Source organism: Lentzea sp. NPDC055074 (assembly GCF_053608005.1).
In genome coordinates this window covers 1-8537 of the sequence record NZ_JBSGUQ010000043.1, presented here as the reverse complement: position 1 = coordinate 8537, position 8537 = coordinate 1, and the positions used below count along the sequence as shown (strand labels likewise).

Genomic DNA, 8537 nt, shown 5'->3' with positions numbered 1-8537 from the left:
TTCCTCAGCAGTTCCACTTCACACCCGGAGGCCTTCACCTGTCTTCACCGCAAGCCATCACGTCCGGAACAACGTCCCTGGACATCACACCTAGGGCCTGTGTCGAAGTCTGGTCCGCGACAGCCAGGCCCGACTTCGACACAGGCCCCGAGGCGTCCAACTGAGACGTAACGCTGCGGTTCATCCGGATGACTTCCGGCCCCCTGCCGTTCATCGTGGGTACGACGACGAAGGGAGGGGTGACGTGGAACCGTTCCGCCTGCTGCATCCCGACCTCGTGCCACAGCGGCGCGAGTCGCTCCAGCACGCCGCGTCCACCCTCGTCCAGATGGGCCTCGACGACACGGTGCTCTCGGCGTCGCCCGTGCACCAGCGCCTCGCGCGCGTGGTGCTCGCGAGCAGCGGCGTCATCGAGTGGACCCCCGGCTACCGCGTCCAGGACGGCGACCTCGACGACCGCTTCGGCGTCGTGCGGGTCGGCGGCGACCGAGGCGGCGTGTTCCTCTCCGGTGTCCTCATCGCCTACCTCGACGTGCTCGAGAACGCGGCCAGGATGGGCACCTCGATCCCCGAGGACTCCTGGCGCACCCTGCTCTGGGCCCCGACCGCGCTCTTCGACCACGTGCTGCGCCGCCCCCAGGTCGGCATGACCGTGGTGACGCCGGGCTGCGGCACCGAGAACCTTCCGTTCGAACGCGCCCAGGCGGGCCAGCGCCTCTACCTCGCGTTGATGCAGGCCGTCCGGTTCGCCGTCAGCGGTGTCGTGCGCGCGCAGGACGACTGCCCGCTCGTCGAGGACTGCGTGACGCTCGCGACCGCGTGCCTGCGCGCCGCGGCGGTGGCCCTCGCGTTCGCGACCGACGTCCCGGGCGAGGCGTCGCCGCCGGTCGTGGAGACCGCCGAGCACCGGTACCTGTGGACGGTGCTGGGCGAGGTGCGGGCGGCGGTGCCCCGGGCCCGCTTCGAGCAGTTCGCCGCCGCGCTGCGCAGGTTGAACGACGTCTACACCTCTTGCCCGTTGCTCGTTGCAGGCGGCTGACCTCGTTCGTCTCGACTTCGCTCCGACTTTGGTCGTTTCACGGCGAGAACCGCCACGTGCTGACCTACCGTCTCGCCCATGACGGAGGAACGGTCGGCGGTCGTGGTGCGGGACGTCCGCAAGAGCTACGGCGAGCTGAAGGCGGTGGACGGCGTCTCGTTCACCGTGGCCGAAGGCGAGTTCTTCGGCATCCTGGGGCCCAACGGCGCCGGGAAGACGACGACGCTGGAGATCGTCGAGGGGCTGCGCGAGCCCGACAGCGGCGAGGTGCGGTTGCTCGGTGAGAGCCCGTGGCCGCGCAACGTGAAGTTGTTGCCGCGCATCGGTGTCCAGCTGCAGGCGTCGGCGTTCTTCGAGAAGCTGACGGCGAAGGAACAGCTGCAGACGTTCGGCGCGCTCTACGGCGTCAGTGCCGGCACGGCCGCGGACATGCTGGAGCTGGTCGGCCTCGCGGACAAGGCGAACGAGCAGGAGAACAAGCTCTCCGGCGGTCAGCGGCAACGGCTGTCGATCGCGTGCGCGCTCGTGCACGACCCGGACATCGTGTTCCTCGACGAACCGACCGCGGCGCTCGACCCGCAGGCCCGCCGCAACCTCTGGGACGTGCTGCGCGCCATCAAGGAGCGCGGCAAGACCATCGTCTACACGACCCACTACCTCGACGAGGCCGAGATCCTCTGCGACCGGGTGGCGATCATGGACAACGGCAGGGTCCTCGCGCTCGACCGGCCCGCGGTGCTGGTGCGCGGGCTCGACGCGCCCACCCACGTGACGCTGCAGAAGGGCGTTCTGTCCGTTGTGGACGCTGCAGAGCTGGACGGTGTGGACGAGGCCCACGAGGACGAGGTGTCGCTGACGCTCTCCACGCGGCGGCCCGCTCCCGTCCTGTCGGCGCTGGCCGAACGCGGTGCGCTCGACGGGCTGCAGGTCCGCACGGCCACCCTCGAAGACGTCTTCCTCAACCTGACCGGGCGGGAGTACCGCGCATGACCGCGTTCAAGACGCTTTCGGTGGCGATGCTCAAGGGGTTCGTCCGGGACAAGGTGACGTTGTTCTTCACCTTCCTGTTCCCGTTGATGTTCCTCGTGATCTTCGGCCTGCTCCTGCGCGACGCCGGCGACGACAAGACCAAGATCGCGGTGGTCGGCGACGGGCCGATCGTGTCCTCGCTGCGCGACAGCGGCGCACTGGAGCTGGAGTCCTACAACGACGAGGGCTCCGCCGTGCAGAAGGTCAAGGACGGCGACCTGCCCGCAGCGCTGATCATCCGCGGGCAGCAGCTCGACGTGCGGTTCGCGCAGAGCGACCAGGTCAAGTCCGCGACCGTGCTAGGGATCATCAACGGGTTCGTGGACAAGGCGAACCTCGCCGCGACCGGTCAGCCGCCGACCTTCACGTTCGCCGCGGAGAAGGTCGAGGACGCGTCGCTCAAGCCGATCCAGTACCTGACGCCGGGCATCCTGTCGTGGGGTGTGGCGGTGTCGGCGGTGTTCGGTTCGGCGCTGACGCTCGTGTCGTGGCGGCGCAAGCAGGTGCTGCGGCGCATCCGCCTGGCGCCGATCTCGACGACGTCCGTGCTGTCGTCGCGGATCCTGGTCAGCGCGGGTGTGGCGCTGGTGCAGGGCGCGGCGTTCATCGGCATCGCGTCGCTGCCCGTGTTCGGGTTGCAGCTTTCCGGGTCCTGGTGGCTCGCGATCCCGTTGCTGCTGCTGGGAACCATCGCGTTCTTCGCGCTCGGCATGCTCGTCGGCGCGTTCGCGAAGACCGAGGAGGCGGCGTCGGCGGCCGCGAACATCGTGGTGCTGCCGATGGCGTTCCTGTCCGGCACGTTCTTCCCCGTGGACCAGGCGCCGGCGTGGCTGCAGGCGGTCTCGAAGATCTTCCCGTTGCGGCACATGAACGACGGCATGCTCGACGTCCTGGTGCGCGGCAAGGGGATCGAGGCGCTGGTGGTGCCGTCGGCCATCCTGGTCGGTTTCTCGCTCGTGGTCGGGTTCATCGCCTCCCGCGTTTTCAAATGGGAGGAATAGGACATATCCTGACAGACCCGGTGGTCGTGTGCTCCCCGTCACGGTTCATGATGGGGAGCCATGACGTTCTCCAGCGTGGTCGGACGGTTCCGCATCCTCGCCCTGGCCGAGGCCCTCTCCTGGGCGGGCCTGCTGCTCGGGATGTTCTTCAAGTACGTCGTCGTGCAGAACGAGATCGGCGTGAAGATCTTCGGCCCGATCCACGGCTTCGTCTTCGTCGCCTTCATCCTCGTCACGCTGATGACGAAGGAACCGCTGAAGTGGGACGCCCGCACGCTGGTCCTCGGCCTGCTGTCGAGCATCCCGCCGTTCGGCACGGTGCTCTTCGAGCGCTGGGCCTCGAAGACCGGCCGTCTCACCCAGGCAGCGCCCGAGCAGCTCTGAGGTGCCTCTCGGGGTCGCCGCGGTGGTAGATCCGCTCGGACTCCTCGATGTTGTCCAGGAACTGCTGGTACTGCACCGCGAGCAGCAGGTGTGAGGCCCGGCGGGCGGCGTCGAGGGCGTCGAGCGGGCGGCTGTCCGGCCGGTGCCGCAGCCACGCCTCGCTCCACACGCGGCGGATCAGGTCGCGCAGCCCGGGCCGGCAGAACTCGACGAGCCTGCCCGCGTCCAGTGCGGGGTGTCCCCACACGACGTCGGACCAGTCGATGACGACGCCGCTGCTGAACCAGTTGCCGGGGTGGAAGTCGCCGTGCACCAACGTGTCCGGCAGTCCGAACGATGGCATCGGCACCACGCACCTCCGCACGCGGGGCTCACCCGCCAGCGCGTTCTGCACCGCGACCCAGCGCGGCACGATGTCCTCGACGTGCTCCGGTGCGGGGTCCCAGCAGTCCTGGCCGTGAGCCTGACCGAGCAGGACGCGCTTCGGCGCGCTCGCGAGCACCTCGGGTACGAGCGCCGGGTCGTGCTCGGCGACCATCGCGATCACCGCGCCCTCGTCGGCGAAGAACGGCGGTACGGCCTTCAGCCACGCGGAGCCGTTCGCGGTGGGCAGCCGGTGCACGCTCGACAGGTTCCACGACTTCACCTGGACCGGCGGACCGGTGCGCTCGACGTACGAGTCGGCCCAGCTCAGCAGCTCGTCCGGCCCGCCCTGCCGCGCCCACGGCAGCCTGTGCGGGGCGTCCGCGGCGGGTTCCTCGCACGGGCGCAGCCAGGTCCGGTCGGGTTCGCCGTGCGCCTCGACGTGGTAGGTGACCAGGCCGCCGCCGGACCGTTCGCCACCCTCGGCGGAGATCAGCCGCAGCACGCTCGTCCGGACGCCCAGCAGCCGTTCGAGCGCCTCGTTCACGGGCTCGACGTCGGCCCACCAGCGGGACTCGACGTCGATCGCGTCCGTCCGGCCCGCGAACCCGCTCGGCGTGCTGACCAGGGCGACGATGGACCGTGCGCTCACGGTGTGACCAGACGCAGGGCCTCGCGGAGCTCGACCTGCGGGTCGCCCTCGTGGTAGACCCGCTCGGACTCCTCGATGTTGTCGAGGAACTCCTGGTACTTCACGGCGTTGTGCAGCCGGGACGCGCGAGGGGCGACCTCCAGCGCTTCCAGCGGACTGCTGTCCGGTCGGTGCGCGAGCCAGGCCTCGCTCCACACGCGGCGGATCAGGTCGTGCAGGCCGGGCTCGGCGTACTCCATGAGCCGGCACGCGTCGAGCGCCGGGTGACCCCAGACGGCGTCGGACCAGTCGATGACGACGCCGCTGCTGCGCCAGTTGCCGGGGTGGAAGTCGCCGTGGGTGAGCGTGTCGGGCAGACCGAAGTCCGGCATCGGCACGGCGGACGGCCGCAGCCGCGCCTCACCCGCCAGCGCGTGCTGCACGGCGACCCAGCGCGGTACGACGTCCTCGATCTGCGCGGCGGTCACCCGCCAGCAGTTGGCGCCCTCGGCCTGGCCGAGCAGGACGCGGTTCGGCGCGCTCGCCAGCACCTCGGGCACGAGTGCCGGGTCGTGGGCGGCGACCATCTTGATCACCGAGCCCTCGTCGGCGAAGAACGGCGGCACGGCCTTGAGCCACACCGGGCCGTCCGCGGTGGGCAGGCGGTGCACGCTCGACAGGTTCCACGTCCGCACCTGGGCCGCCGGGCCGGTGCGGGTGATCACCGTGTCCGCCCACGCGACCAGGTCGGCCGGGCCACCGAGGCGTGCCCACGGCAGCCGGTGCTCGGCGTCGGGCGCGGGGGCGTCGGCGGGGGCGAGCAGGCCGTGGTCCGGCTCTTCGTGCGCCTCGACGTGATAGGTGACGACACCGCCGAACGGCACCTTGCCGCCCTCGGTGGAGAGCAGGCGCAGCACGCTCGTCTCGACGCCGAGGAGGTCGCGCAGGACGGTGTTGACCGGCTCGACGTGGTTCCAGTTCGGTGTCTCGACCGGGATCGCTCTGGTGCGTCCGGTGAACCCGCTCGGGGTCTGGACGAGCGCGACGACGGAACGGTCCGGTCGATCCCACATCATGGGCTCATCAGGCCACAGGTCGGCCCGCTCGCCCAAACGGTTTTCTCAGTCCTCGAAGTCGCCGCTCGCCCGGCGCACCTTCGCGAGCAGGTCCGTGAGCTGCTCGGTCTGGCGGTCGGTGAGGCCCTTGAGACCGAGGTTGACGTCGACGACGGCCGCGGTCGCGCTCTCACGGCGCTGCAGGCCGGCGTCGGTGATCTCGACCAGCGTGGTGCGGCGGTCGGTCGGGTGCGGCGTGCGGCGGACGAGGCCGTCGCTCTCCAGCCGGTCGACGATGTTCGTGACGCTCGTCGGGTGCAGCTGCAGGCGCTCGCCCATCACCCGCATCGGCAGCGCGCCCTTGCGGGAGAAGTAGAGCAGCACCAATGCCTCGTAGCGCGCGAACGTGAGCCCGTGCGGCTTGAGGGCTGCGTCCACGGCGGACTGGATGATTTGCTGGACACGCATGACGCTCGTGACCGCGGCCATCGACGTCGCGGAACCGATCCGGTCGTCCCACAGTCCGGCCGCGCGGGCGATCGGATCGAACGGCAGCGGTGTCATGGGCACCGAAGCTACCAGTCAGTACAACTCGTGGATCACCAGGAGGTGCACGTGCTCGTCGCGTTCAGTGTTGCTCCGTCCGGTTCGGACGAATCCGGGAGCGTCGCGAAGGCGGTCGCCGAGGCGGTCCGGGTCGTGCGGGAGTCCGGCCTGCCCAATCAGACGAACGCGATGTTCACCTTGGTGGAGGGGGAGTGGGACGAGGTGATGGACGTGGTCAAGCGCGCGACGGAAGCCGTTCAGGCCAGTGCGTCGCGTGTCTCGCTCGTGCTCAAGGCGGACATCCGGCCCGGCCATTCAGGCCAGTTGGAGGCCAAGGTCGCACGCATCGAGGAGCACCTCTCGGACTCGTCGTGAACGGCGGGTCGTTCGGGCCTGCTCGGATGGCCGAACGTCTCTACGCCGTGACGGTGAGTGCGCCCTTGCGGTGGCGTTCGCTGGGTTAGCGTGTCGGGCGTGGACGCGAGGCAGATGTGGTTGAGGTTCGAGCCCTACCACGACGTCACGTACTTCACGCCCGAGTCCCGCGCGGCGACGGACGCGCTGGGCTGCAAGGGCGGATGGATGGGCTACTTCGGAATGCGCGCCGCACCGCTGGGCGCCGCGTCGCCGGAGCTGGTGACGGCGGTCTTCTACAACTTCGCGCCGCGCATGGTTCGCCGTGCGCTGCCGGACGCGTGGGCGGTCGCCTCGCCGTCCGAGTACCTGCGCGTCCGGCTGGCAGGTGCCGACGGCGCGTTGCGACGCCTGCTGGACTCGGTGGACACGTCCGGCATCGCCGAGGCCGCGACACTCGCGCGCAGGGCGGCGCTGGCGGTTCCCCTCGCCGGCCGTCCGCTGTCGGCCGCGAACCGGGCGCTGCCGTGGCCCATCGAGCCCCATCTGGCGCTGTGGCACGCCTGCACGATCTTGCGCGAGGCCCGAGGGGACGGGCACGTGGCCGCTCTGGTGGCCGCGGGCATCGGCCCGTGCCAAGCGCTTGCGCTCTACGCGCGTGAGCATTCCCTCGATCCGGCATACATGCGAACCGCGCGTGGTTGGACTGTCGAAGAATGGGAAGCCGCCGCTGATCTGCCCGGTGACCTCCCCGCGGTGGAAAGGGCGACCGACGCGGCCGCTCTGGACCCGTGGAAGGCGCTGGGTGAAGTGGGTACGTCGCGGTTCATCGACCTGATGACACCGCTAGCTCTACGCATCGCCTCGGCCAACGAGGCGATGCGCGTCAACCCGATGGCCCTGGACCCGGTCCGGGAACTAGCCGTGCCAGGATGGAACACGTGACAAGGCCTGATCCTCGCAAGACCGCCGCACTGTCCGCCGCGCTCTCCGGCGCCGTCGATCTGGGCGCTTTGAAGGCCCGAGCCGACGCGGCCCGTACCGCCGCTGCCTCGCCCGCCGCCCCCTCCGGCGGTTCTCCCGCGCCTGACAACGGCTCTGCGCCGTGGATCGTGGACGTCACCGAGGCTTCTTTCCAGGCTGTGGTCGAGCAGTCCCTGCAGGTGCCCGTCGTGGTGCTGCTGGGGGCCTCCTACAGCCCCGAGTCGCAGCAGCTGGCCGCCTCCCTGACCCGCTTCGCCTCGACGTCCGGCGGGTCCTGGATCCTCGCGCGCGTCGACCTGGAGAGCGCGCCCCGCATCGGGCAGGCCTTCGGGGTCCAGTCCGTGCCGACCACCGTGGCCGTCGCCGCCGGGCAGCCCATCGACGCCTTCGCCGGCCCCATCGACGACGCCGAGCTGTCGCAGTGGATCGCCCGGCTGCTGGACGCGCTGCGGGACCGCCTGCCCGGGATCCGGGCCGGAGAGGCGCGCGCCGGAGGCCCGGTGGAGCCCGAGGAGATCCCCGAGGACCCGCGCATCGTCGCCGCCGAGGAGGCCTTCGAACGCGGTGACTACGTTGCCGCGCAGGGGTTCTACTCGGAGATTCTCGCCTCTGAGCCTGGGAACGAGCTGGCGAAGGAGGGCCTCGCGCAGGCCCGGTTCGCCGAGCGGGCGGAGGCCGTCGATCCTGCGGTGATCGCCAAGGCCGATGGTGCGCCTGAGGACGTTGATGCGCAGCTTGCGGCTGCGGATGCTCAGGTTGCCGGGCAGATGGTCGAGGAGGCGTTCTCCCGGCTCGTCGAGACCGTCCGGCGGGTGTTCGGGGACGACCGGGATCGTGTCCGGCAGCATTTGGTGGGGCTGTTCGAGCTGTTCCCGGCGGATGACCCTCGTGTTGCTGCGGCACGGCGGAACCTGGCTTCGGCGCTGTACTGACGCGGGCTGGACTGACGCGGGCTGGACTGACGCGGGCTGGCGGGTGGTCACCTTTGCGTGGCGCGACCTGTGCGTGGGGCGAGCCAAGACGGTGGTCACCTTGAGGGCGGCCACCTTGCGTTGCGTGCTTCCCCTGGGGCTCTGCCCCAGACCCCGGCAATCTGATCAGGGGGCCAGCGCCGTGAGCAGGTAGATGGCACGCCTGTTGCTTAGAGCGGC

The 8537-nt window shown here is 70.3% G+C and carries 10 protein-coding genes; 7 read left to right on the top strand and 3 right to left on the bottom strand.

Annotation, left to right across the window (positions count from 1 at the left end; translation table 11 throughout):
* The first annotated feature begins 244 nt into the window (after positions 1-244).
* The 4 genes from ACWF7A_RS43995 to ACWF7A_RS43980 all read left to right on the top strand — a co-directional run bounded on the left by ACWF7A_RS43995 (position 245) and on the right by ACWF7A_RS43980 (position 3453).
* On the top strand, positions 245-1039 hold the full coding sequence (locus ACWF7A_RS43995) for a hypothetical protein (RefSeq protein ID WP_452256406.1): 795 nt from the start codon (positions 245-247) through the stop codon (positions 1037-1039).
* A gap of 78 nt (positions 1040-1117) precedes the next feature.
* The gene (locus tag ACWF7A_RS43990; protein WP_452256405.1) at positions 1118-2029 is read left to right on the top strand and encodes an ABC transporter ATP-binding protein; all 912 of its coding nucleotides are present in this window, start codon (positions 1118-1120) and stop codon (positions 2027-2029) included.
* Complete coding sequence (locus ACWF7A_RS43985; RefSeq protein ID WP_452256404.1) at positions 2026-3069, top strand: ABC transporter permease; 1044 nt, start codon at positions 2026-2028, stop codon at positions 3067-3069. The genes ACWF7A_RS43990 and ACWF7A_RS43985 overlap by 4 nt, the downstream gene beginning before the upstream one ends.
* 60 nt (positions 3070-3129) lie before the next feature.
* Positions 3130-3453: a DUF3817 domain-containing protein gene (locus tag ACWF7A_RS43980; RefSeq protein WP_452256403.1), complete on the top strand. Its 324-nt coding sequence runs from the start codon at positions 3130-3132 to the stop codon at positions 3451-3453.
* Here ACWF7A_RS43980 and ACWF7A_RS43975 read toward each other — a convergent pair.
* Genes ACWF7A_RS43975 through ACWF7A_RS43965 form a run of 3 tightly spaced genes read right to left on the bottom strand, consistent with a single transcriptional unit; the run spans position 3425 to position 6066 of the window.
* Positions 3425-4468: a phosphotransferase family protein gene (locus ACWF7A_RS43975; RefSeq protein ID WP_452256402.1), complete on the bottom strand. Its 1044-nt coding sequence runs from the start codon at positions 4466-4468 to the stop codon at positions 3425-3427. The genes ACWF7A_RS43980 and ACWF7A_RS43975 overlap by 29 nt on opposite strands.
* Positions 4465-5520, bottom strand: a complete 1056-nt coding sequence (locus tag ACWF7A_RS43970) for a phosphotransferase (protein ID WP_452256401.1) — start codon at positions 5518-5520, stop codon at positions 4465-4467. The genes ACWF7A_RS43975 and ACWF7A_RS43970 overlap by 4 nt, the downstream gene beginning before the upstream one ends.
* A 48-nt stretch (positions 5521-5568) precedes the next feature.
* Complete coding sequence (locus ACWF7A_RS43965) at positions 5569-6066, bottom strand: MarR family transcriptional regulator (RefSeq protein ID WP_452256400.1); 498 nt, start codon at positions 6064-6066, stop codon at positions 5569-5571.
* Between the two features lie 51 nt (positions 6067-6117).
* On the opposite strand from ACWF7A_RS43965, the gene ACWF7A_RS43960 reads away from it, so the two are divergent.
* From ACWF7A_RS43960 to ACWF7A_RS43950, 3 genes are all read left to right on the top strand, one after another.
* Positions 6118-6423 carry an MTH1187 family thiamine-binding protein gene (locus tag ACWF7A_RS43960; RefSeq protein WP_452256407.1) on the top strand — a complete coding sequence of 102 codons (306 nt, stop codon included), beginning with the start codon at positions 6118-6120 and terminating at the stop codon, positions 6421-6423.
* Between the two features lie 99 nt (positions 6424-6522).
* Positions 6523-7347 carry an SCO6745 family protein gene (locus ACWF7A_RS43955; RefSeq protein WP_452256399.1) on the top strand — a complete coding sequence of 275 codons (825 nt, stop codon included), beginning with the start codon at positions 6523-6525 and terminating at the stop codon, positions 7345-7347.
* Complete coding sequence (locus tag ACWF7A_RS43950; protein ID WP_452256398.1) at positions 7344-8318, top strand: tetratricopeptide repeat protein; 975 nt, start codon at positions 7344-7346, stop codon at positions 8316-8318. Before ACWF7A_RS43955 ends, ACWF7A_RS43950 begins: the two co-directional genes overlap by 4 nt.
* Positions 8319-8537: the final 219 nt, after the last annotated feature.

Bases quoted from the DNA above. Each gene is read 5' to 3' on its own strand.
- ACWF7A_RS43990 (WP_452256405.1), top strand. From the start codon at position 1,118: ATGACGGAGGAACGGTCGGCGGTCGTGGTGCGGGACGTCCGCAAGAGC.
- ACWF7A_RS43985 (WP_452256404.1), top strand. From the start codon at position 2,026: ATGACCGCGTTCAAGACGCTTTCGGTGGCGATGCTCAAGGGGTTCGTC.
- ACWF7A_RS43980 (WP_452256403.1), top strand. From the start codon at position 3,130: ATGACGTTCTCCAGCGTGGTCGGACGGTTCCGCATCCTCGCCCTGGCC.
- ACWF7A_RS43970 (WP_452256401.1), bottom strand. From the start codon at position 5,520: ATGTGGGATCGACCGGACCGTTCCGTCGTCGCGCTCGTCCAGACCCCG.
- ACWF7A_RS43965 (WP_452256400.1), bottom strand. From the start codon at position 6,066: ATGACACCGCTGCCGTTCGATCCGATCGCCCGCGCGGCCGGACTGTGG.